At 64.6% G+C, this 21498-nt stretch carries 19 protein-coding genes; 6 read left to right on the forward strand and 13 right to left on the reverse strand.

Translation table 11 applies throughout. The features are described 5' to 3' along the window. The first annotated feature begins 9 nt into the window (after window positions 1-9). Entirely contained in the window at window positions 10-6306 is a 6297-nt protein-coding gene (locus RX330_RS28550) for a HAMP domain-containing protein (protein WP_317240690.1), read from the forward strand. A gap of 13 nt (window positions 6307-6319) precedes the next feature. Then, a complete protein-coding gene (locus RX330_RS28555; protein ID WP_317240691.1) occupies window positions 6320-7810 on the forward strand; it encodes an HWE histidine kinase domain-containing protein in 1491 nt (496 codons plus the stop codon). 80 nt (window positions 7811-7890) lie between these two features. Here RX330_RS28555 and RX330_RS28560 read toward each other — a convergent pair whose 3' ends face one another. Then, entirely contained in the window at window positions 7891-8133 is a 243-nt protein-coding gene (locus RX330_RS28560) for a hypothetical protein (protein ID WP_317240692.1), read from the reverse strand. 141 nt (window positions 8134-8274) lie between these two features. Here RX330_RS28560 and RX330_RS28565 point away from each other — a divergent pair, with 141 nt between their 5' ends. Further along, window positions 8275-8532, forward strand: coding sequence for a hypothetical protein (locus RX330_RS28565; protein ID WP_212080844.1), 258 nt, complete (start codon window positions 8275-8277; stop codon window positions 8530-8532). A gap of 192 nt (window positions 8533-8724) precedes the next feature. Here the strand turns inward: RX330_RS28565 and RX330_RS28570 are convergent, their stop codons facing one another. Together RX330_RS28570 and RX330_RS28575 are read right to left on the reverse strand one after the other, a co-directional pair. Continuing rightward, on the reverse strand, window positions 8725-8925 hold the full coding sequence (locus RX330_RS28570) for a hypothetical protein (RefSeq protein ID WP_212080843.1): 201 nt from the start codon (window positions 8923-8925) through the stop codon (window positions 8725-8727). 15 nt (window positions 8926-8940) lie between these two features. Beyond that, window positions 8941-9162 carry a hypothetical protein gene (locus tag RX330_RS28575; RefSeq protein WP_212080842.1) on the reverse strand — a complete coding sequence of 74 codons (222 nt, stop codon included), beginning with the start codon at window positions 9160-9162 and terminating at the stop codon, window positions 8941-8943. A 115-nt stretch (window positions 9163-9277) separates the two neighbouring features. Here RX330_RS28575 and RX330_RS28580 point away from each other — a divergent pair, with 115 nt between their 5' ends. Together RX330_RS28580 and RX330_RS28585 are read left to right on the forward strand one after the other, a co-directional pair. Further along, the gene (locus RX330_RS28580; RefSeq protein WP_317240693.1) at window positions 9278-9472 is read left to right on the forward strand and encodes a DUF3072 domain-containing protein; all 195 of its coding nucleotides are present in this window, start codon (window positions 9278-9280) and stop codon (window positions 9470-9472) included. 89 nt (window positions 9473-9561) lie between these two features. Further along, window positions 9562-9840 carry a DUF6496 domain-containing protein gene (locus RX330_RS28585; RefSeq protein ID WP_317240694.1) on the forward strand — a complete coding sequence of 93 codons (279 nt, stop codon included), beginning with the start codon at window positions 9562-9564 and terminating at the stop codon, window positions 9838-9840. A gap of 12 nt (window positions 9841-9852) precedes the next feature. On the opposite strand, the gene RX330_RS28590 is transcribed toward RX330_RS28585, so the two are convergent. Together RX330_RS28590 and RX330_RS28595 are read right to left on the reverse strand one after the other, a co-directional pair. Beyond that, the gene (locus tag RX330_RS28590) at window positions 9853-10215 is read right to left on the reverse strand and encodes a hypothetical protein (RefSeq protein WP_212081825.1); all 363 of its coding nucleotides are present in this window, start codon (window positions 10213-10215) and stop codon (window positions 9853-9855) included. Between the two features lie 265 nt (window positions 10216-10480). Further along, a complete protein-coding gene (locus RX330_RS28595) occupies window positions 10481-12028 on the reverse strand; it encodes a Do family serine endopeptidase (RefSeq protein ID WP_317240695.1) in 1548 nt (515 codons plus the stop codon). A gap of 210 nt (window positions 12029-12238) precedes the next feature. On the opposite strand from RX330_RS28595, the gene RX330_RS28600 reads away from it, so the two are divergent. Further along, window positions 12239-13075 carry a universal stress protein gene (locus tag RX330_RS28600; RefSeq protein ID WP_317240697.1) on the forward strand — a complete coding sequence of 279 codons (837 nt, stop codon included), beginning with the start codon at window positions 12239-12241 and terminating at the stop codon, window positions 13073-13075. A gap of 15 nt (window positions 13076-13090) precedes the next feature. Here RX330_RS28600 and RX330_RS28605 read toward each other — a convergent pair whose 3' ends face one another. The 8 genes from RX330_RS28605 to fba all read right to left on the reverse strand — a co-directional run bounded on the left by RX330_RS28605 (window position 13091) and on the right by fba (window position 21495). Beyond that, the gene (locus tag RX330_RS28605; RefSeq protein WP_317240698.1) at window positions 13091-13303 is read right to left on the reverse strand and encodes a hypothetical protein; all 213 of its coding nucleotides are present in this window, start codon (window positions 13301-13303) and stop codon (window positions 13091-13093) included. A 189-nt stretch (window positions 13304-13492) separates the two neighbouring features. Beyond that, window positions 13493-15364 carry a putative bifunctional diguanylate cyclase/phosphodiesterase gene (locus RX330_RS28610; protein WP_249153080.1) on the reverse strand — a complete coding sequence of 624 codons (1872 nt, stop codon included), beginning with the start codon at window positions 15362-15364 and terminating at the stop codon, window positions 13493-13495. A 2-nt stretch (window positions 15365-15366) separates the two neighbouring features. Continuing rightward, a complete protein-coding gene (locus RX330_RS28615; RefSeq protein ID WP_212080835.1) occupies window positions 15367-16518 on the reverse strand; it encodes an FIST signal transduction protein in 1152 nt (383 codons plus the stop codon). Window positions 16519-16726: 208 nt separating this feature from the next. Continuing rightward, window positions 16727-17464, reverse strand: a complete 738-nt coding sequence (gene rpe / locus RX330_RS28620) for a ribulose-phosphate 3-epimerase (protein ID WP_212080834.1) — start codon at window positions 17462-17464, stop codon at window positions 16727-16729. Then, entirely contained in the window at window positions 17461-18393 is a 933-nt protein-coding gene (gene cbbX, locus RX330_RS28625; protein WP_212080833.1) for a CbbX protein, read from the reverse strand. Before cbbX ends, rpe begins: the two co-directional genes overlap by 4 nt. Window positions 18394-18491: 98 nt before the next feature. Next, the gene (locus RX330_RS28630; protein ID WP_212080832.1) at window positions 18492-18899 is read right to left on the reverse strand and encodes a ribulose bisphosphate carboxylase small subunit; all 408 of its coding nucleotides are present in this window, start codon (window positions 18897-18899) and stop codon (window positions 18492-18494) included. Window positions 18900-18910: 11 nt separating this feature from the next. Further along, window positions 18911-20371: a form I ribulose bisphosphate carboxylase large subunit gene (locus RX330_RS28635; RefSeq protein WP_212080831.1), complete on the reverse strand. Its 1461-nt coding sequence runs from the start codon at window positions 20369-20371 to the stop codon at window positions 18911-18913. Window positions 20372-20409: 38 nt separating this feature from the next. Then, window positions 20410-21495, reverse strand: a complete 1086-nt coding sequence (fba, locus tag RX330_RS28640; protein ID WP_212080830.1) for a class II fructose-bisphosphate aldolase — start codon at window positions 21493-21495, stop codon at window positions 20410-20412. Between the last annotated feature and the right edge of the window lie 3 nt (window positions 21496-21498).

Consider the following 21498-nt stretch of genomic DNA (forward strand, 5'->3'; position numbering starts at 1 on the left):
GGAATCAGTATGAGCGACCTCGATCCCGGAACTGCATCACGCTCCGGTCGTCGCATCCCAAAACCAAAAGCCAACGGTATGTCGGATCCGGATTCCCGGGCGGAATTGCTGCTCGCCTTGCAGGCGATGCGGAGCGGCGACTTTTCCGTGCGGATGAGTGGCGATTATCTCGGCATCGACGGCAAGATTGCCGACACTTTTAATGAAATCATCGCCGCCAACCAGCGCATGGCGCAGCAGCTCGAACTGGTCGGCGAGGTGGTGGGCCGCGAAGGCAAGACCCGCCAGCGCGTGAAATTCGGCCTTGCCTCCGGCTCCTGGGCCGACATGGAAGGTTCCGTCAACACGCTGATCGACGATTTGTTGTGGCCGACGCGCGAGGTGACGCGTGCCGTCGCGGCGGTCGCGCAGGGCGACCTGCTCGAGACCGTCAAGCTCGACGTCGACGGCCGGCCGCTGCGGGGCGAATTCCTGCAATCGGCCAATATCGTCAACACCATGATCAAGCAGCTCGGCGTCTTCACCTCAGAGGTGACGCGCGTGGCGCGCGAGGTCGGCACCGAAGGCAAGCTCGGCGGCCAGGCCCAGGTGCCGGAAGTGACCGGCGTCTGGAAGGACCTCACCGAGAGCGTCAACTCGATGGCGAACAACCTGACCAACCAGGTTCGCAACATCGCCGAGGTGACGATCGCGGTCGCGAACGGCGACCTCTCCAAGAAGATCACCGTCGACGTCCGCGGCGAGATCCTTCAGCTCAAGGAAGCCATCAACACGATGGTGGACCAGCTCCGCTCCTTCGCGTCTGAGGTGACGCGCGTGGCGCGCGAGGTCGGCACCGACGGCAAGCTCGGCGGCCAGGCCATCGTCCCCGGCGTCGCCGGCACCTGGAAGGACCTCACCGATTCCGTCAACGCGATGTGCGGCAACCTGACCGCGCAGGTGCGCAACATCGCCAACGTCACCACCGCCGTGGCGCGCGGCGACCTGTCGCGCAAGATCACGGTGGACGTGCGCGGCGAGATTCTGGAGCTGAAGGACACCATCAACACCATGGTGGACCAGCTCAACTCCTTCGCCTCGGAAGTGACGCGCGTGGCGCGCGAAGTGGGCACCGAAGGCAAGCTCGGCGGCCAGGCCCAGGTGCCCGGTGTGGCCGGCACCTGGAAGGACCTCACCGACAACGTCAACTTCATGGCCTCGAACTTGACCGCGCAGGTCCGCAACATCGCCGACGTCGCCACGGCCATCGCGAGCGGCGACCTCTCGAAGAAGATCACGGTGAACGTGTCGGGCGAAATCCTTCAGCTGAAGGAGACGCTCAACACCATGGTAGACCAGCTCAACGCCTTCGCCGGCGAAGTGACGCGCGTGGCGCGCGAGGTCGGCACCGAGGGCCGCCTGGGCGGCCAGGCCAACGTGCTCGGCGTGGCCGGCACCTGGAAGGACCTCACCGAGAGCGTCAACTCGATGGCCTCGAACCTCACAGCACAGGTCCGCAACATCGCGGAGGTGACGACGGCGGTCGCGGGCGGCGACCTGTCGAAGAAGATCACCGTGGACGTGCGCGGCGAGATCTTGGAGCTGAAGGACACCATCAACACCATGGTGGACCAGCTCAACGCCTTCGCCGGCGAGGTGACGCGCGTGGCGCGCGAGGTCGGCACCGAAGGCAAGCTCGGCGGACAGGCGGTCGTGCGCGGCGTCGGCGGCACCTGGAAGGATCTCACCGACAGCGTCAATTCGATGGCCTCGAACCTGACCGGCCAGGTCCGCAACATCGCCGAGGTCGCGACCGCGGTGGCGAAGGGCGATCTCTCCAAGAAGATCACGGTGAACGTGTCGGGCGAAATCCTTCAGCTGAAGGAAACGCTGAACACCATGGTGGACCAGCTCAACGCCTTCGCCGGCGAAGTCACGCGCGTCGCCCGAGAGGTCGGCACCGACGGCAAGCTCGGCGGCCAGGCCGGCGTGCCCGGCGTTGCCGGCACCTGGAAGGACTTGACCGACAGCGTGAACTCGATGGCGGGCAACCTCACCGCCCAGGTCCGCAACATCGCGGAAGTCGCGACCGCGATCGCGGGCGGCGACCTGTCGCGCAAGATCACCGTGGACGTGCGCGGCGAGATCCTTCAGCTCAAGGACACGCTGAACACGATGGTCGACCAGCTCAACCGCTTCGCGGGCGAGGTGACGCGCGTGGCGCGCGAGGTCGGTACCGAAGGCCGCCTCGGCGGTCAGGCCAACGTGCCGGGTGTCGCCGGCACCTGGAAGGACCTCACCGACAGCGTGAACTCGATGGCGGGCAACCTCACCGCCCAGGTCCGCAACATCGCCGAAGTGACCACCGCCGTGGCGCGCGGCGACTTGTCGCGCAAGATCACCGTCGACGTGAAGGGCGAAATCCTCGAGCTCAAGAACACCATCAATACGATGGTCGATCAGCTCAACGGCTTTGCCGGCGAGGTGACGCGTGTGGCGCGCGAGGTCGGCACCGAAGGCAAGCTCGGCGGCCAGGCCGAAGTGCCCGGCGTCGCCGGCACGTGGAAGGATCTCACCGACAACGTCAACTTCATGGCCTCCAACCTGACCGCGCAGGTCCGCAACATCGCCGAGGTCGCGACCGCGATCGCCGGCGGCGACCTGTCGAAGAAGATCACGGTGGACGTGCGCGGCGAGATCCTGCTGCTCAAGGACACCCTGAACACCATGGTGGAGCAGCTCCGCTCCTTCGCCGCCGAAGTGACGCGCGTCGCGCGCGAAGTCGGCACCGAAGGCCGCCTCGGCGGTCAGGCCGTCGTGCCCGGCGTCGGCGGCACCTGGAAGGACTTGACCGACAACGTCAACCTTCTGGCGGCGAACCTCACCACACAGGTCCGCAACATCGCCGAAGTGACCACGGCCGTGGCACGCGGCGACCTGTCCCGCAAGATCACCGTCGACGTGAAGGGCGAAATCCTCGAGCTCAAGAACACCATCAACACCATGGTGGACCAGCTCAACGCCTTCGCCGGCGAGGTGACGCGCGTGGCGCGCGAGGTCGGCACCGAGGGCAAGCTCGGCGGCCAGGCCCAGGTGCCCGGCGTCGCCGGCACCTGGAAGGACCTCACCGACACCGTGAACCTGATGGCGGCGAACCTGACCGAGCAGGTGCGCGGCATCGTCAAGGTGGTGACCGCGGTCGCCAACGGCGATCTCAAGCAGAACCTGACGATGAAATCACGCGGCGAGGTCGCCGCTCTCGCCGACACCATCAACAACATGACCGAGACGCTCGCGACCTTCGCCGACCAGGTGACGTCGGTGGCGCGCGAGGTCGGCGTCGAGGGCCGCCTCGGCGGTCAGGCCAACGTGCCCGGCGCCGCCGGCACCTGGAAAGACCTCACCGGCAACGTCAACCTGCTCGCGGCCAACCTCACCTCGCAGGTCCGCGCGATCGCCGAGGTCGCGACTGCCGTGACCAAGGGCGACCTGACGCGATCGATCCAGGTCGACGCCCGTGGCGAGGTCGCCGAGCTGAAAGACAACATCAACACGATGATCACGAATCTCCGTCTCACGACGGACGTGAACACTGAACAGGACTGGCTGAAGACCAACCTCGCCAAATTCACCAACATGCTGCAGGGCCAGCGGGACCTCACCACCGTCGGCCGGCTGCTGCTCACCGAGCTGTCGCCACTGGTGAACGCGCATACCGGCGTGATCTACCAGGTCGAGAGCGAGGACAATCCGCAGCTCCTGCTGCTGGCCTCCTATGCCAGCGACGGCATCTATCCGTATCAGCGCGTATTGCAGTTCGGCGACGGACTGATCGGCCAGTGCGCCCTCGACAGGCGGCCGCGCGTGGTCGCCGACATTCCATCCGACGTGGTGCCGATCAACTCGGCGCTGTTCCGCGTCGCGCCGAAGAACCTCGTCGTGCTGCCGGTGCTGTTCGAGGGCCAGGTCAAGGCCGTGATCGAGCTCGCCTCGCTCGTTTCCTTCACGACCTCGCAGATGACGTTCCTGGAGCAGCTCACGGACTCCATCGGCATCGTGCTCAATTCCATCGAAGCGACGATGCAGACCGAAGGCCTGCTCAAGCAGTCGCAGCAGCTCGCCGGCGAGCTTCAGACCCAGCAACGCGAGTTGCAGCAGACCAACGACCAGCTCGAGCAGAAGGCGCAGCAGCTCGCCGAGCGCAACGTCGAGGTCGAACGCAAGAACCAGGAGATCGAGCAGGCCCGCCGCGCCCTGGAGGAAAAGGCGACCGAGCTCGCGCTGACCTCGAAGTACAAGTCCGAATTCCTCGCCAATATGAGCCACGAGCTGCGCACGCCGCTGAACTCGATCCTGATCCTGGGACAGCAGCTCACCGACAATCCGGACGGCAACCTTTCTGCCAAGCAGGTCGAGTTCGCCCGCACCATCCACGGCGCCGGCACCGACCTGCTCAATCTGATCAGCGACATTCTGGACCTGTCCAAGATCGAATCCGGCACGGTGACGGTCGACGCCGAGGAAATCCTGACCGCGAATCTGCTCGAGACCGTCGGGCGGCCGTTCCGGCACGAGGCAGACAACCGCAATCTGTCGTTCAAGATCGACATCGATCCGAGCCTTCCGCGCAGCCTCGTCACCGACTCCAAGCGCCTGCAGCAGGTTCTGAAAAACCTGCTCTCCAACGCCTTCAAGTTCACCGCCGAGGGCGAGGTCCGCCTGAGGGTCGCCGGCGCGGTCGGCGGTTGGGGGAGCGATCATCCGGTGCTGAATTCGGCCCCGGCCGTGATCGCGTTCGAAGTGTCCGATACCGGCATCGGCATTCCCGTGGAAAAGCAGAAGCTGATCTTCGAGGCGTTCCAGCAGGCGGATGCCGGCACCAGCCGGAAATACGGCGGCACCGGCCTTGGGCTTGCGATCAGCCGCGAGCTGGCAAGCCTGCTCGGCGGCGAGATCCATCTGCGCAGCGCGACGGGCAAGGGCTCGTCTTTCACGCTTTATCTGCCGCTGAAGTACTCCGGCCCGACGCTCGCGCCCCGCGCGGCGCCTGCGCCACAGCAACACAATCAGCCGCCGGCACTGCAGCCGGCCGTGCCGGAGCAGCAGCGGGCCATCGAGCAACTTCCCGACGACCGGCTCAACCTCGAGCCCGGCGACAGCATCCTCCTGATCGTCGAGGACGACCCGCATTATGCGCGCGTGCTGGTCGATCTCGCGCGCGACAAGGGATTCAAGGTGCTGGTCGCCGCCCGCGGCGCGGAGGCGCTGGAGCTCGCCAAGCAATACCAGCCGCGAGCAGTCTCGCTCGATGTGTTCCTGCCGGACATGCTCGGCTGGACCGTGCTGAGCCAGCTCAAGCACAATCCGCTGACCCGCCACATCCCCGTGCAGATCATCACGCTCGACGAGGACCGCCAGCACGCACTGGCGCGTGGCGCATTCTCCTTCGTCAACAAGCCGACGACGACCGAAGGCGTCTCGGCCGCGCTGACCCAGATCAAGGAATATGCGCGGCCACGGCGCAAGCGGCTCCTGATCGTCGAGGACAACGAGGCCGAGCAGCTCTCGATCCGCGAGCTGCTGCACCATGACGACATCGAGATCGTAACGACCGACACCGGCGCAGGCGCGCTCTCGACGCTGCGCGATGCGCCCTGCGACTGCGTGGTGCTCGACCTCAGGCTGCCCGACATGAGCGGCTTCGAGGTACTGGACCAGATCCGCAACGATGAGGCGCTGTCGAACATTCCCGTCGTGGTGTTCACCGGCCGCGAGCTGTCGGCGGAAGAGGATGCGGAACTCCACACCATGGCGCGCAGCATCGTGGTCAAGGGCGTGGAATCGCCCGAACGTCTGCTCGACGAAACCGCGCTGTTCCTGCACCGTGTCATCACGGAACTTCCGGTCGAGAAGCAGCGCATGCTGGAGAAGCTGAACAGTTCCGACGAGGATTTGATCGGCAAGACCGCACTGCTCGTCGACGACGACGCCCGCAACATCTTCGCGCTGTCGAGCGTGCTGGAACGGCGCGGCATGAAAGTGCTGACGGCGACGACCGGCAACGAAGCGGTGACCCTGGTCCAATCCAACCCGGAGATCGCCATCGTGCTGATGGACATCATGATGCCGCAGATGGATGGCTATCAGACCATCGGCGTCATTCGCGAAAATCCGGCCTTCGCCCGCCTTCCGATCATCGCGCTGACCGCCAAGGCGATGAAGGGCGACCGGGAGAAATGCCTCGAAGCCGGCGCGTCCGACTACCTCGCCAAACCCGTCAACACCGATCAATTGCTGCTTGCGATCCGCATGTGGCTGCACCGCTGAGTTGGATCCGAGAATGGACCACGAAAAGGTCAACATCCTCCTCGTCGACGACCAGCCGGCAAAGCTGCTCGCCTATGAGGTGATCCTGAAGGATCTCGGCGAGAACCTCGTGATCGCCTCGTCCGGACGCGAGGCGCTGGAGCTGCTGCTCAAGACCGAGATCGCGGTGATCCTCGTCGATGTCTGCATGCCGGAGCTGGACGGCTTCGAGCTTGCCGCAATGATCCGCGAGCATCCGCGCTTCCAGAAGACCGCGATGATCTTCATCTCCGCCATCCAGGTCAGCGACATCGACCGGTTGCGCGGCTACGAGATGGGCGCGGTCGACTACGTGCCGGTACCGGTCGTGCCGGAGGTGCTGCGTGCCAAGATCAAGGTGTTTGCCGAACTCTACCGCAAGACCCGCGAGCTCGAACGGCTGAACCAGGAGCTCGAGGATCGCGTCCGCGCACGCACGGCGGAGCTGGAAAACTCCACCGCGAAGCTGCGCGAGAGCGAGCAGCGGCGCAGCATGGCGATCGCCGCCGGCAAGATGGGCTCCTGGGATTGGGACTGGATCAGCGGCGACTGGATGTGGGACGAGGGGCAGTATCGCATCTTCGGCGTCAGCCCCGAGAGCTTCGAGGTCAACCCGGCCAATGTCCAGGCGCTGTTGCATCCCGATGACGTCGATCAGTTGCGCAAGGCGATTGCCGAGTTCAACAAGGGCGCGCGGGCCTACGAGACCGAGTTCCGCATCATGCGGCCCGACGGAGAGGTGCGCTGGTGCGTTGGCACGGCGGCAGCAACGGTGGACGATAGCAGTCGCGTCGTGCGCGTGAGCGGCGTCACCGTGGACATCACCGAACGCAAGCGCGCCGAGGAGCGTCAGAATCTCTTGGCGCGGGAAGTCGATCATCGCGCCAAGAATGCGCTGGCTCTGGCGCAGTCGATCGTTCGCCTCACCCGTGCCGACGAGGTCAAGGCCTATGTGAGCGCCGTCGAGGGACGCATCAACGCGCTGGCGCGCGTGCACACCATCCTGTCGCTGTCGAGCTGGCAGGGCGCCGAGCTCTCCAGGCTGATCGACGAGGAGCTTGCGCCCTATTCGCTTGGCGGCCAGATCATGTTGGCGGGTCCGGAAGTCCAGTTGCTGCCGGCGACGGCCCAGACGCTGGCGCTCGCATTGCACGAGCTCTTCACCAACTCAGCCAAGTACGGCGCCCTCTCGACGAGGTCGGGACGGCTCACGATCGGCTGGCAGGTCGAAGATCAAGTGCTCACGCTGAACTGGGAGGAATCCGGCGGTCCGCTGGTCATGACTCCGAAATCTCGCGGCTTCGGCACCCGGAGCCTGCTCGCGAGCGTCGAGTCCCAGCTCGGCGGACAGGCGCGGTTCGATTGGCGAGCCGAAGGCCTGTTGTGCCGTCTGGAGGTGCCGCTGACACGCAAGACGGCGGCGACGGCCGTATCGGGTAAATTCGAAGAGGCCGGCTCTGCCGAATTGCAGCGCGCGTCCGGTTAGAGAGCATTTGCAGCGAAGTGGAGATCGTTTTCGCGTTGAGAAAGCGCGTCAAGACGAGAATCGAGAGCTTCCGTTTCGATTCAGCCGGAATGGGAGAAGCTCCGGCCGGACGCCGCGCTCGTCATACGTTGCACCATCCGCGGTTCGCGCGCGACCCGGCCTTCGAGCCAGGCTTCCGTTCGGGCGAGATCGCGGAGCGCCTTGGCATAGCGGCGGGCCGCGCTTCGCTCCGCGCCTCGCGGCAGCTTGCGCGCCTTGCGCAACATGTCCGCGGCGGCGTTGCGATAGGCCAGTGAGCGGTAAAGAAAGACTACCTTGCCCATATCGAATGTCCCGTTTTGATAGCGCCCATCCTCGCAAGGCCGGCATGAACGTCGGATGAAGCCGGTGATGACAATTCCTTCATTTATTTGGAACCAGCAACTATTGCCCGCGTTTGCATGCCAGATCGGGATGCTGTTCCCATGCGCGCAAAAAAGTCGTCGGACCTGATCTCCGCTGCCGGCCTCATCAAGCTGATGACGCATACGATGATGGGCGCGGCCCTCGGCCTCGCCTTCAGTCTCGCGCTGATCCTGTGCAATCCCGCCGTCGCCCGCCTGCTCGATCACGGTGGAAGCCAGGCCGCGATCGTTTTTGCCCTCACATTGGTGACGACGTTCGCGATCGGCGCGACCCTCACCGGCGTGGTGTTCATCATCACAGAGGACAAGCAATCTTGAAGCGAGGTGAAGCCGGGCAGATGCTTCGTCGGGAACTCCTGTAGTAAAGGCGATTGACTGCCTGCGTCAATTTAACTCAGGAGTTTTTCGCATGCAGGCTCAGGCGCCCTCTCAAAAACCCGCGCCGGCGCGGGCTTTTTCGTCTCGATGATCGATCGGGAATCGCGGGTATCGGCGAGCGCCCGCATCAGCTCATTGCAGCCGGCGCTTGGAGCCGAGGCTCACAGAATTCATCTTCACGAGATGCTCGAGCTGCGCCCGCTTGCGTCCGATCAGAAGTTGGGCCGCTGCATCATCGAGACCCGCGCGCTGCAATTGCCGGATGGCAGAGCCCAGTTCGAGAATCTCGGCGCGCAACCTCAAGATCCGGTAAGTGTCCGGCTCTTCCTCCATGGCGCCCCCAAGCTTTCAGCGCCGTGTGCTCGCGCGCTTGGGATCGCCGACCGACTTCACGGAACGAAGCCGCATCCGGCCGCGGACGTCAGGCAGGACATCGCCGCCGCCGGCAGCCTTCCATTCGCCGACCAACAGATTGATCTTCAGCCGCAAATCCATCTGCGCCAAGGCTTGCTCGGTGCAATCGCGATCGCCGTTGATGCGATCGCGCACGGCGGCCTCGACGTCGGCCATTTCTAGCCTCAAGGCACTGATTTTACGTCGAATTTCATTAATTCTATTGTCCATGACTTGTTAGAACAAAATAAGAACATATAGTCAAGTCACGATTTCAGGACGGAGAAGCCAGATGCAGGTTCAAGGCAAATACAACGCCAGGGTCTTCCTCACCGAGCAGATGACCCGGGCGCAGTCGCTGAGGCTGAAACGGCTGAGCGAAGAGGCGTATCAGCCCGCACAATATGCGCGCGATCTGTCCTTCACCGAGGCGGCACGTCGCATCCAGGTACTGGAAGCGGAGATCGAGCTGGCAAATTCCTTCTAGGCTGCGGCCCGCGCCCGGAATGTCGGGTACGCAGCTTTCGGAACCATGCCCCGGGTCGAACGGTTCTTCTCGGCCAAGGGAGAACATGCATGGCACGCAAGGCAAAGAAACGTCGCTACTCGCGCAGCTCCGGCAGCGATGTCGAAAGCGAGATGCGCCGCTACAAGAAGGGTACGGCAAAAAGCGGTCGCAAAGGCCGTGGCGGACGCGTGAAGAGTCGCAAGCAGGCGATTGCGATCGGACTGTCGAAGGCGCGCAAGAAGGGCAAGAAGGTCCCGAAGAAGGCTACGAAGAAGAAAGCGACCAAGAAGAGGACCACCAAGAAGACAACCAGGAAATCGTCGAAGCGCAAATCCAGCAAGCGTTGACGCTGACCTGGCTCAGATCATGCTGCCCGGCATGAAGCAGCGGATCGAGATCCCGAACGCGGTCTTCACCGGCCAAACCATGGTGCGGCCGGCGCGGTTCGGCTCGGTGATGACGGCTTCGTCCGGCACATCGATCCACTCCCCGTCGAGACGAACACGATAATGCCCGTCCCGCGACTCCCAGTCGGGATCGGCGACGGCAAAACCATCGGCGTCAGAGCAGCACGGACCGAGATGGCTGCGCAGGTTGTCGAACCACGGTTTGAGGGGTGAGTCCGCGTAGCGGCCGTCGTCACGACCGAGCGCGCTTCCAGCCCAGAGCACGAACGGCGCCGCGAGCAGCGCCCCCCTCAGCGAGAGCTTCAATCGATCCATGTCGGCACCGATCAAATGTGAACCACCGGCCAGTTCCACAAAGCGGCGCCGCGGTTCGAAGTTCCACGCTTGCAACTCTCGCCAGCGTCGTTGCTGACGAGCATTGGAACTGTGACGGTCGAACACGGCTTTTTCATATGAACCGCGTCACCATCCCTGCCGTTAACGCGAATGTTATCGACGGCCCCTCCCGGAGGTCATGAAGCCGAACGGAAAAGGCGGCCCAAGGGCCGCCTTTTTTGATTCTTGGCTGTCGATGTTCGTCTCAGGCGAGCGGCACCGCCACGAACCTCGTCGCCTCCGCGCTCTTGACCTGCAACAGCACGCTGCGCTTGCCGGACGATTTGGCCTGCGCCAGCTCCGACCTGACGTCGCCGACATTTGCGACAGCCTTGCCGCCGACATTGAGGATGACGTCGCCAGTCTGGATGCCGCGCTGTGCCGCCGGTCCTTGCGGATCGACTTCGGTGACGACAACGCCCTTCTGGCCAGCGCCCTGGACGTCACCGGCCGGAGCCAGGCCGAGCCCGAGGCGCGGTGTGCCGGTGTTCGGCTGCCCCTTGCCCTCGTCAGCGCCGCCGTTGCCTTTGGCCTGCCGCTCGTTCGGCAGCTCGCCGAGCGCGAGCGTCAGCGTCTTGGTCGCGCCCTTGTGGAAGACGTCGAGCTTCACCGAGCTGCCCGGGGCCAGGGTGGCGATGGTGCGGGCAAGGTCGCGGGAGTCCTTGATCGCGGTGCCGTTGACGGCGGTGATGACGTCACCTGCCTCGATGCCGGCCTTGGCCGCCGGGCTGCCGTCCTGCGGATTGTCGACGATGGCGCCGCGCCCCTCCTTCAGGCCGAGGCTGTCGGCGATCTCGGCGGTGACCGGCTGCACCTGCACCCCGAGCCAGCCGCGGGTCACCGCGCCCTTGTCCTTCAGCTGCGCGACGACGAGTTTCGCGGTCGAGGCCGGAATGTCGAAGCCGATGCCGACCGAGCCGCCGGAGGGCGAGAAGATCGCCGTGTTCACGCCGATCACGTTGCCATTCATGTCGAAGGCCGGGCCGCCGGAATTGCCCTTGTTGATGGGCGCGTCGATCTGGATGAAGTCGTCATAGGGACCATTGCCGATGTCGCGGCCGCTGGCCGAGACGATGCCGGCGGTCACAGTGCCACCGAGGCCGAAGGGATTGCCGACCGCGACCACCCAGTCGCCGACGCGCGGCTTCTGGTCGGCGAATGTGACAAACGGAAAGTCCTTCTTGCCATCGACCTTGATCAGCGCGAGATCGGTCTTGGGATCGGTGCCGACGACCTTCGCGGTATAGCTCGTGCCGTCGTCCATCGTCACCTGGACCGAGGTGGCCTGGTCGACGACGTGGTTGTTGGTCACGGCATAGCCGTCGGCGGAGATAAAGAAGCCGGAGCCTTCGCCCGTGACCATCTGATGGCGCTGGCGCGGCATGCCGTTCATGCCGCCTGGGCCACGGAAGCCGAACTGCCGCGAGAACTGATCGAACGGAGAATCCTCGTCCTGGTCCATCCGGTTCTGCTGCAGCATGGCGCTCTTGTCGTTGTCGCGGTCGATCTTGACCCTGACCGAGATGACGGCAGGCTTGACCTTGCTGACGAGGTCGCCGAAGCCCGGCGGCGTCGTGGCGGTTTCCGCCGCCTGTGCCGGCGCAATGAATGAGTTCAGCGCGAACGGCGAAGAACCGGGAGAAGCCGCCAGCACGGCCACGCCGAGCGCGGCCACGGTGCCGAGCAACGCGAGCCGGCGCGGCCTCAAGATCTTGCGGGACGTCGTGGTGTCGGAATTGACGCGGTCGTTCATGTCGAAATGTCCATGTTGGAAGCTGTCGCCTTGCAGCCAACATGGACATCGGCACCTTACGGCGTCCCGTCCGTCCGATTAAATCTTGGCAAAGAACGTGGGAGCGTGCCGCCCCGGCAAAGTCGTCTTGCGCATTTGATGCAGCTCAACGCATGTGCTTCCGGCCGTGAAAAACTGCAGCCACCGGATGAAGTTCATCGGAGGCGCCCCATGTACAAAGACATTCTCGTCCACATCCCCACCGAACGTCCCATGCGTCCCGCGATCGAGGGCTCGATTTCGCTCGCGGCACGGTTCAACGCTCATCTCGACGCGGTCGCGGTCGGCTATGTCGCAACAAGTGCGGCATACGTGATGGAGGGCGGTGCGGCGGTGGCGGCCGTGTTCGAACTGGAACGCGAGCGCGCCGTAGAGCGGGCCGAGGCCGCGCTCGCGGTGTTCGGAATCGAAGCCGCGAACGCCGGCATCTCCTATACCTGCCGCGCGATCGGCGCGATTCCGGCGGATGCTGCCGGCGCGCTCGGCGAGATGGCGCGGCTGCACGACCTCAGCGTCGTGCTCCAGCCCGATCCGGTGCAAGGCTCGTTCGACAACGACGTGCCGCGCGAAATCCTGTTCCAGGCGGGCGGCCCGGTGCTGTTGCTGCCCTACACCTTCCATGGAGCTTTCGAGGCGAGGCGGATCGGCATCTGCTGGGACGGCAGCCGCCTCGCTGCCCGCGCCGTACACGATGCAGCACCGTTCCTGGCGCGCGCCGATGAGATCGTGATCATCACCATCAACGAGGCCAGCGCGGTTCCCGACGAAGCTTCGGCGAACAGTCTGGCCATACATCTCGGCCGGCGCGGACTATCGACCCGCACCGTCGGCCTGTCGGCGACGCGCGCCGACATTCAGCCGACCATCCTGTCGCTGGCGGCCGACGAGAGCCTCGATCTCCTGGTGATGGGCGGCTACGGCCATTCGCGATTGCAGGAGCGCGTTCTCGGCGGCGTCACCCGCGCCATGCTGGAAGCCATGACGGTCCCGACGCTGATGTCGCATTAAGCGTGTCTGGCGCCGTCACGCCGCGACCGGCGTCTCCCATGCCGCGGGCGTTGCGGCGCCCTCGCCATGTTGCCCATTGCACGCGTCGTAATGCGCCTTGAGTTCGACCTCGGCGAGATACTCGAAATGTTCGGCCTGGCCGAGGAGTTCCCAGTTCTGAAGCGGCCGGTAGGCCGCCTGCTGACGACAGAGGGACGCCAGCGCCCGGTAGCGACGTACGTTCTCCATGAGACCCTCCCTCGCATTCACGAGGCTTATTGCCCCAATTTGCGTCAGGCCGATGGCGATTGTGCAAAAGATTTTCTGCGCCCACAACGCGCCTGATCTCGGCTCCGTCATTAGGAAATATATGTCCGAGCCAAGGTTCCAAACGGGTGTCGACGAAGGCTCGGAATCCCCGTCATCGTGGTCCGGGAGCTAGGCGTAGGCCCTGCGCTCCACGGTCACGCCGACCAGGTCGAGATAGCGCTCGATCAGGTCGGGCCGGCCGACCAGATAGCCCTGCATCTCCTCGCAGGCCTCGCGCGCCAGGAAGGCACGCTGGGCTTCCGTCTCCACCCCTTCGGCAATGACCGGGATATTCAGGGCATGCGCGAGGCTCAGGACCGCGCGCACAATCTCGGCCGATTGCGGCGTCGCCTCGAGGTTGGAGATGAAACCCCGATCGATCTTGATCTTGTCGAACGGAAACGACTGCAGATAGGACAGCGAGGAATAACCGGTGCCGAAATCGTCCATCGCGATGCGGATACCGAGCGCCTTCAGCCGCCGCAGCAGATTGAGCGCGCGGGTGAAATCGCCGATCAGCACACCCTCGGTGATCTCGACCTCGAGCCGCGTCGGGCTGAGCCCCGTCTCCAGCAGAATTTGGTGGATCGAACGTTCGAGATCGCCGGCCTGGAACTGGACCGGCGACAGATTGACGGCGACCTGCAGCGGCCGTGGCCATGACGCCGCCTCGCGGCACGCTTCGCGCAACACCCATTCGCCGATCTGGACGATCAGCCCGTTCTCCTCGGCAAGCGGAATGAACTGGTCCGGCGGCACGAAACCCCGCGTCGGGTGGTTCCAGCGCAACAGCGCCTCGAAGCCGAAGACTTCGCCCTCCATCCGCGCCTGCGGCTGGAAGTAGACGAGGAACTCGTTCTGCTCCAGCGCCCGTCGCAGATCGTGCTGCAACAGCCTGCGGTCGCGAAGCTCCTGGTCCATCTCGGATTCGAAGATTCGGACCCTGCCCCTGCCCTCGCGCTTGGCGCGATAGAGCGCGGAATCGGCATTGGCGAGCAGCGTGACGGCGTTCACGCCGTCGTCAGGATAAAACGCAATGCCGATGCTGAGGCCGACATGGGGAAGATAGTCGTCGACCTCGAGCTCCTTGCCGATCGTCTCGACCAGGCGTTCGGCAAGCGCCAGAACGTCCTCACGCCTGATGTCGTCGGGCATCAGGATCATGAACTCGTCGCCGCCGATACGAGCGACGAAGGCGCCGTCGGCTTCCGCGGCAAGCCGGTCCGCCGCCGTCCGCATCAGCATGTCGCCGACGGGATGGCCGAACACGTCGTTGACCTCCTTGAAGCGGTCGAGATCGAGGCTGAGCACGGCAAAACTGGTCGCCGCCTCCTGCGCCCGCTCCAGCCGCTCGCCGAGCGCGGCGTTGAAGGCGCTGCGGTTCGGCAGGTCCGTCAACGCGTCATGATGCGCGAGATGGCTGATCCGCGCCTCGTTCCTGATCCTCTCGGTGACGTCCTCGATCACGCCAACCAGATATTGCGGCGCGCCAGCACCATCCCTGATCAGCAGCTTGCGTGAATTGACCAGCCGATCGCGGCCCTTGACGCCGACTTCGAGCGGATGCCCCTCCAGGAACATCGGGGTACCGCTGTCGACGACGCGGCGATCCTGCTCGTTGACGACGCGGGCGATATTGTCCGGAAAGATCTGCTCAGGAGTCTTGCCCAGCATCTCCTCGCGCGGCATTCCGTAATACTCTTCGCCGGCGCGGTTGAGCAGGACGTAGCGGGAGTCCTTCGCATCCTTGACGAACACTGCGATCGGGATGTTCTCGATGATGCTGTCGAGGAACTCGCGCGCCCGCAGCAAATCCCGTTCGGCGCGCTTGTGCGTCTGTTCGAGCTCCTCGATCATCAGCTTGATCGCACGATCGGTGCGGCGGCGATCCCGATCGCTCTCTTCATAGGCGGCACTGACGAGCTCGCCGAGCCTGGTCAGGTCGACCTGCCCGGCTTCGTCGGTCGCTTGGCGCAGCTGTCGTGCCAACAGGCGATGCATGGTCAATCAGCCGCCTCTGCGATCATGGTGACGGTCATGGTCTGGTTGTGCAGTTCGCAGCGGCCGGACGCGGCCGGCGGCGCGATCTCGCCATAAGAATAGAAGCCGATGCGCGCGACGTCGTCACCGAGCTCGGCAGCGACGGCATCCAGTTCATCCTGGATGCGCTGCCCCATGACCCGGCGCCGTCCGACGCAGCTCACCAGGATCGCGAGCTTGTCGCCGGCGAGACCGGTTGCGAGCGCATTGCGTGCGCGCCGGCCCGCCTCACCCGCGCCGGCGGCGAGACTGTCGAAATTGGCCCGCATCAGCTGCGCCGTGCATCCCTCGGGAATGTCCGCGGCGAATGTCAGTGTGCCGGCCTCGCGATCGACCGCGAAGACCGAGCGGACGATCTGCCGATCCGGCTCGGCCTCGTCGTGAATGCGCAACGGGAAGGCAAGGCCCGAGCCGGGCATGGCTGCAACCTCCTCCTCGCCGAGATATCGCGTGTAGAGATCCAGCGGCGGCTCCCCGTCGAGCTGCATCACCACGGGTCCCTGCGACTTCGTCACCTTGCGTTGCGGCCCGAACACGTCCCATCCACCGGCGCATCCATGGGCGATGCGGATGGACGGGCCGTAGAAACCAATCGCAGCGACGCGATGGGACGACGGTTCAGCGTCGGCCCCGACCAGCGTCTGCTCGAATCGCGTGTCGTCGCCGGCAAGACCGCCGGTGACCGGCACGTCCGGCCCCAGAACATCGGTGATGCCGGCCACGAGCTCGCTGCCGTTCACGATCAAGCCGTCGGACAGAATGAAGACGCCCGCGAGATCGGGTGCCGCGATCTCGCGCGCGAGATTCGCGCCGCAGCTCCGCGAGTCTTCGCGAGACGCAGCGATCTCGCTTGCCACCCGCACCGGCGTCCGATCGAAGCGCAACGCAACGGCAACGACCTCGTCATCGCTGATGTCGTCACCATGAATCTGTCCGCTGGTGCTACCGCCGACGATGTGACTCCCGGGATGAAGGCCGCGCAGCTCGCGATAACGCTCACCGCTTGCGATGCCCTCACGGCTGCCGAAATAGAGCACGAGCTGGGGAGGCTCGCGCAGAGCATCCGCTCCGCGCCAGCCATGGGCCTCATTCCAGTGAAGATATTGAATGTGCATCCCACGCTCTCTGCAGCTCTTGAACCACAGATTGTGAAGCGGCGCATTGCGTCGCCGTTAATCGCGTGCCTACTTCGACACCGTTGGTTACCCCGTCATGAAAGCGTCGCCGACTCGTGCCGGATTCTCCGTAAGACTCCGGAAAAAAAGTCGGCTCTTCCAAGCGAGCGATACTTCGGCGCAATCGCTTGCTGAGGGCGCCCGTAATCTACCGGGTGCGCGCGCCTTCGCCGAGACGGATCGGTTGCACGGCATTATCTTGCCGCTTCGGAACCCAGCCCGTCTCGGCGGCGGTGCGAATGGCCTCGATATTCGCGGCATAGTCGGCGACGCCCTTGCCGCGGAACACCGCGGAACCGGCCACCAGCGTATCGGCGCCCGCCGCCGCCACCGCAGCGGCATTGTCGCGGGTGACACCGCCGTCAACCTCGAGCCGGATCGGCCTGTCGCCGATCATGGCTCGGATGCGCTTGATCTTCTCCAGTTGGGAGTGGAGAAAGGACTGGCCGCCGAAGCCGGGATTGACTGTCATCACCAGCACGAGGTCGAGACGATCGAGCACATATTCGATGGCGCTCTCCGGCGTCGCGGGACACAAGCTGACGCCGGCCTCCTTGCCGAGTCCACGGATCGCCTGGAGCGAGCGGTCGAGATGCGGCCCGGCCTCAGCATGCACGGTGATGATATCGGCCCCGGCCTTCGCAAACGCCTCGAGGTAGGCATCGGCCGGCGCGATCATGAGATGCACATCGAAGACCTTCTTCGTCATCGGCCGGATCGCCTTGATGACATCGGCACCAAAGCTGATGTTCGGCACGAAGTGCCCGTCCATGACGTCGCAATGGATCCAGTCGGCGCCGGCCGTGTCGATTGCCGCGATCTCCTCGCCGAGGCGGGCGAAATCCGCAGCGAGGATCGAGGGGGCGATCATGATCTCTCTGGTCATGGCTTTGCACTCCGCGCATCGGCGCCGCCGCTGAAGACGCGACTCGCCAGAACGTCCATGGGATCGATGGTTTCGAGGTCGGCGACATCGAGCATGCGGTCGAGATCCGACACCAGGCGGTCGGCCTGCCGCAGTCGGATACGGTCGACGGCGTTGCGGATCGAGCGCGCATTGGAGAAGAACGGCTGCGTCCGGCGCAGCGCAATGTATCTTTCGAAGGCCTCGCGCGCCGCCGCCGACAAACGATAGCCGCGCTCCTTCAGCATCAACTCGGCGATGACGAGCAACTCGGCTTCGGCATAGTCCGGAAAATCGATGTGATGGGCGATGCGCGAACGGAAGCCGGGGTTGGAGGCGAAGAAGCTCGTCATCCGCTCGCCATAGCCGGCGAGGATCACGACCAGGTCTTCGCGCTGATTCTCCATCACCTGGAGCAGGATCTCGATCGCCTCCTGTCCGTAGTCGCGCTCGTTGTCGGGGCGATGGAGATAATAGGCCTCGTCGATGAACAAGACGCCGCCCATCGCCTTCTTCAGGATCTCCTTCGTCTTCGGCGCGGTGTGGCCGATATATTGGCCGACGAGATCGTCGCGCGTGACCGAGATCACCTGCCCCCGCCGCACGAAGCCGAGACCGTGCAGGATCCTGGCCATGCGCAGCGCCACCGTGGTCTTGCCGGTGCCGGGGTTGCCGGTGAACGACATGTGCAGCGTCGGCGGCGCGGAGGCCAGGCCCGCACGCTGCCGGATGCGCTCGATCAGCAGCAGCGAGGCGATCTGGCGCACGCGGTTCTTCACCGGTTTCAATCCGATCAGCTCCTGCTCGAGCTGCTGCAGCGTGCCGGTGATTCCGGCCGCCTCGGCTTCCTTGCGGAGATCGAAATGAGTCTCGCTGGGCTCAGTCGTGGTTGAGTGGGGAACATCGAGCATCGCTACCCTCGAAGAAAAGAGCTTCGCCGCGGGGGAGCGGCGAAGCAGTGGTCCGCCAAGGATACGGAGCAGGGAGAGCTCCGCGCGGAGGAGAACGGTTATTGAGCGGCGTGGGCAGCCGGCTTTCGCATTGTGGTGTAACGGATCGCACGGCCGCCGACTTCCTGCCGCACCAGCTCGAACTCCGCCTCCTGCGGCGGCCGGTTGACGAGGAAGGAGATCCGCACCGATTCCCAGCCATGGCCGGAATCGAAGCCGCTGATGCGAATGTAGCGATCGCCGTAAACCCTGCGGCACTCCGCGAGCTCCATCATGACGCCGGCAGCGTCCTGAAGGTCGAACATCGGCAGGCCCCACATCTCCCAATAGGTGTTGCGGGGATGCGGATCGTCGGTGAACTCGATATTCACCGCCCAGCCCTGGGTCAGGCAATATTGCACCTGCTTGGTGATCTGATCGTCGGTGAGCTCGGGCAGGAACGAGAAGCAGCCTTGAGTCAGCTTCATGTCAAATCTCCTCAAACGGTTTCGAGTGCGGTCGGCACGAAGTCCGGCGTGTCGGTGGATTGATAATTGAAGGTCACGTCCTTCCAGACCTCGAGCGCCGCCTTCAGCGGCGTACAGGTCTCAGCCGCCCTGGCCAGGATCTCCGGGCCCTCGTGGACGTAATCCCGGCCCTCGTTGCGAGCGAGGATCATCGCTTCCAGCGCGACGCGGTTGGCGATCGCACCAGCCGCAATGCCCATGGGGTGGCCGATGGTGCCGCCGCCGAACTGCAGCACGACGTCTTCGCCCAGGAGGTCGAGCAGCTGGTGCATTTGGCCGGCATGGATGCCGCCCGAGGCGACCGGCATCATCTTGTTCAGGCTCGCCCAGGACTGGTCGAAGAACAGACCGTGCTCGAGCTTGGTCGGGTTGAAGTCCTCACGGCAGACGTCGTAATAGCCACGAGTGGTGTTGGGGTCGCCCTCCAGCTTGCCGACCACCGTGCCTGCGTGGATGTGGTCGACGCCGGCAAGCCGCATCCACTTCGCAATGACGCGGAACGACACGCCATGGCTCTTCTGCCGCGTATAGGTCGAGTGGCCCGCGCGATGCAGATGCAGGATCATGTCGTTGCGCCGCGCCCATTTGGCCATCGACTGGATCGCGGTGTAGCCGATCACGAGGTCGATCATGACGATGCACGACCCGAGCTCCTTGGCGAACTCCGCGCGCTCGTACATGTCCTCCATCGTGCCCGCGGTGACGTTCAGGTACGTGCCCTTCACCTCGCCGGAGGCGGCCTGCGCGCGGTTCACGGCTTCCATGCAGTACAGGAACCGATCGCGCCAGTGCATGAAGGGCTGCGAGTTGATGTTCTCGTCGTCCTTGGTGAAATCGAGCCCGCCCTTCAGCGCCTCGTAGACGACGCGGCCATAGTTGCGGCCCGAAAGCCCGAGCTTCGGCTTCACCGTCGCACCCAGCAGCGGCCGGCCGAACTTGTCCAGCCGCTCGCGCTCGACCACGATGCCGGTCGCCGGTCCCTGGAACGTCTTCACATAGGCGACCGGGAAACGCATGTCCTCGAGCCGCAGTGCCTTGAGCGGCTTGAAGCCGAACACGTTGCCGATGATCGAAGCCGAGAGGTTGGCGATGGAGCCCGGCTCGAACAGGTCGAGGTCGTAGGCGATGTAGGCGAAATACGAGCCCGGCGTGCCCGGCACCGGATCGACGCGATAGCATTTTGCGCGATATTTCTCCGCCGCAGTCAGGCGGTCGGTCCACACCACGGTCCAGGTCGCGGTCGAGGACTCGCCGGCGACGGCAGCCGACGCCTCGATCGGATCGACGCCTTCCTGCGGGGTGACGCGGAACAGCGCGATGACGTCGGTGTCCTTCGGCATGTACTCGGGCTCCCAATAGCCCATGCGCGCGTATTCCATCGTGCCTGATCGATAGCGCTCTTTGCCGCGGACGGTTCCTGCATGTGCATTCATGGCTCTCTCCTGCTCTTTTCTCTGCTCTTTCTGATTGACTAGGCCGCCACGGATTCGCGGGCGTCGACGCGCGGATCCAATTCGCCGTTGCGATAGCGTCGTGCCATCTCGGCCATGGGAACGACCTTGATCCTGCTTGCATGGCCCGCGGTTCCGAACTGCTCGAAACGTTCGCGGCAAAGCTCACGCATCGCGTCCATCGCGGGCTTGAGGAACTTGCGTGGGTCGAACTCGGAGCGCGTTTGCGCCGCGACCTTGCGGAACACTGCCGTCATCGCGAGGCGACAATCGGTGTCGATGTTGACCTTCCGCACGCCGCTCTTGATGCCGCGAACGATCTCCTCGACGGGCACGCCCCAGGTCTGGGGCATCTCGCCGCCGAACTGGTTGAACATGTCCTGGAGCGGCTGCGGTACCGATGAGGAACCATGCATCACCAGATGCGTGTTCGGCAGGCGGCGATGGATCTCCTCGACCACGCGCATCGCCAGGATGTCACCGTCGGGCTTCCGGCTGAACTTGTAGGCACCGTGCGAGGTCCCCATCGCGATGGCAAGCGCATCGACCTTGGTGGCGCGGACGAAGTCGACCGCCTGGTCGGGATCAGTCAGGAGCTGGTCATGGCCGACCTTGCCCTCGACGCCATGCCCGTCTTCCTGTTCGCCGCCACCGTGTTCGAGGGAGCCGAGCACGCCGAGCTCGCCTTCGACGGATGCGCCGACCCAGTGCGCGAGATCGACGACGCGCCGGGTGATCGCGACGTTGTAGTCATAATCGGCCGCCGTCTTGGCATCGGCCTTGAGCGAGCCGTCCATCATGACGGAGGTAAAGCCGTGCGCGATCGCGGACGCGCAGGTCGCTTCGTCGTTGCCGTGATCCTGGTGCATGCAGAGCGGAATGTCCGGATAGGTCCGCTCCAGCGCGTCGATCATGTGCGAGAGCATGATGTCGCCGGCATAACTGCGCGCGCCGCGCGAGGCCTGCATGATCACGGGCGCATCGACCTCGGCGGCCGCCTGCATGATCGCGATGCCCTGCTCCATGTTGTTGATGTTGAATGCCGGCACCGCATAGCCATGGCTGGCGGCGTGATCGAGCAGTTGGCGAAGGGTGATACGGGCCACGAG

This window comes from Bradyrhizobium sp. NDS-1 (assembly GCF_032918005.1).
GTDB classification, from domain to species: domain Bacteria; phylum Pseudomonadota; class Alphaproteobacteria; order Rhizobiales; family Xanthobacteraceae; genus Bradyrhizobium; species Bradyrhizobium tunisiense.

Coding starts and splice junctions, on each gene's coding strand:
- RX330_RS28550 (WP_317240690.1), top strand. CDS start 10: ATGAGCGACCTCGATCCCGGAACTGCATCACGCTCCGGTCGTCGCATC.
- RX330_RS28555 (WP_317240691.1), top strand. CDS start 6,320: ATGGACCACGAAAAGGTCAACATCCTCCTCGTCGACGACCAGCCGGCA.
- RX330_RS28560 (WP_317240692.1), bottom strand. CDS start 8,133: ATGGGCAAGGTAGTCTTTCTTTACCGCTCACTGGCCTATCGCAACGCC.
- RX330_RS28565 (WP_212080844.1), top strand. CDS start 8,275: ATGCGCGCAAAAAAGTCGTCGGACCTGATCTCCGCTGCCGGCCTCATC.
- RX330_RS28570 (WP_212080843.1), bottom strand. CDS start 8,925: ATGGAGGAAGAGCCGGACACTTACCGGATCTTGAGGTTGCGCGCCGAG.
- RX330_RS28575 (WP_212080842.1), bottom strand. CDS start 9,162: ATGGCCGACGTCGAGGCCGCCGTGCGCGATCGCATCAACGGCGATCGC.
- RX330_RS28580 (WP_317240693.1), top strand. CDS start 9,278: ATGCAGGTTCAAGGCAAATACAACGCCAGGGTCTTCCTCACCGAGCAG.
- RX330_RS28585 (WP_317240694.1), top strand. CDS start 9,562: ATGGCACGCAAGGCAAAGAAACGTCGCTACTCGCGCAGCTCCGGCAGC.
- RX330_RS28590 (WP_212081825.1), bottom strand. CDS start 10,215: ATGGATCGATTGAAGCTCTCGCTGAGGGGGGCGCTGCTCGCGGCGCCG.
- RX330_RS28595 (WP_317240695.1), bottom strand. CDS start 12,028: ATGAACGACCGCGTCAATTCCGACACCACGACGTCCCGCAAGATCTTG.
- RX330_RS28600 (WP_317240697.1), top strand. CDS start 12,239: ATGTACAAAGACATTCTCGTCCACATCCCCACCGAACGTCCCATGCGT.
- RX330_RS28605 (WP_317240698.1), bottom strand. CDS start 13,303: ATGGAGAACGTACGTCGCTACCGGGCGCTGGCGTCCCTCTGTCGTCAG.
- RX330_RS28610 (WP_249153080.1), bottom strand. CDS start 15,364: ATGCATCGCCTGTTGGCACGACAGCTGCGCCAAGCGACCGACGAAGCC.
- RX330_RS28615 (WP_212080835.1), bottom strand. CDS start 16,518: ATGCACATTCAATATCTTCACTGGAATGAGGCCCATGGCTGGCGCGGA.
- rpe (WP_212080834.1), bottom strand. CDS start 17,464: ATGACCAGAGAGATCATGATCGCCCCCTCGATCCTCGCTGCGGATTTC.
- cbbX (WP_212080833.1), bottom strand. CDS start 18,393: ATGCTCGATGTTCCCCACTCAACCACGACTGAGCCCAGCGAGACTCAT.
- RX330_RS28630 (WP_212080832.1), bottom strand. CDS start 18,899: ATGAAGCTGACTCAAGGCTGCTTCTCGTTCCTGCCCGAGCTCACCGAC.
- RX330_RS28635 (WP_212080831.1), bottom strand. CDS start 20,371: ATGAATGCACATGCAGGAACCGTCCGCGGCAAAGAGCGCTATCGATCA.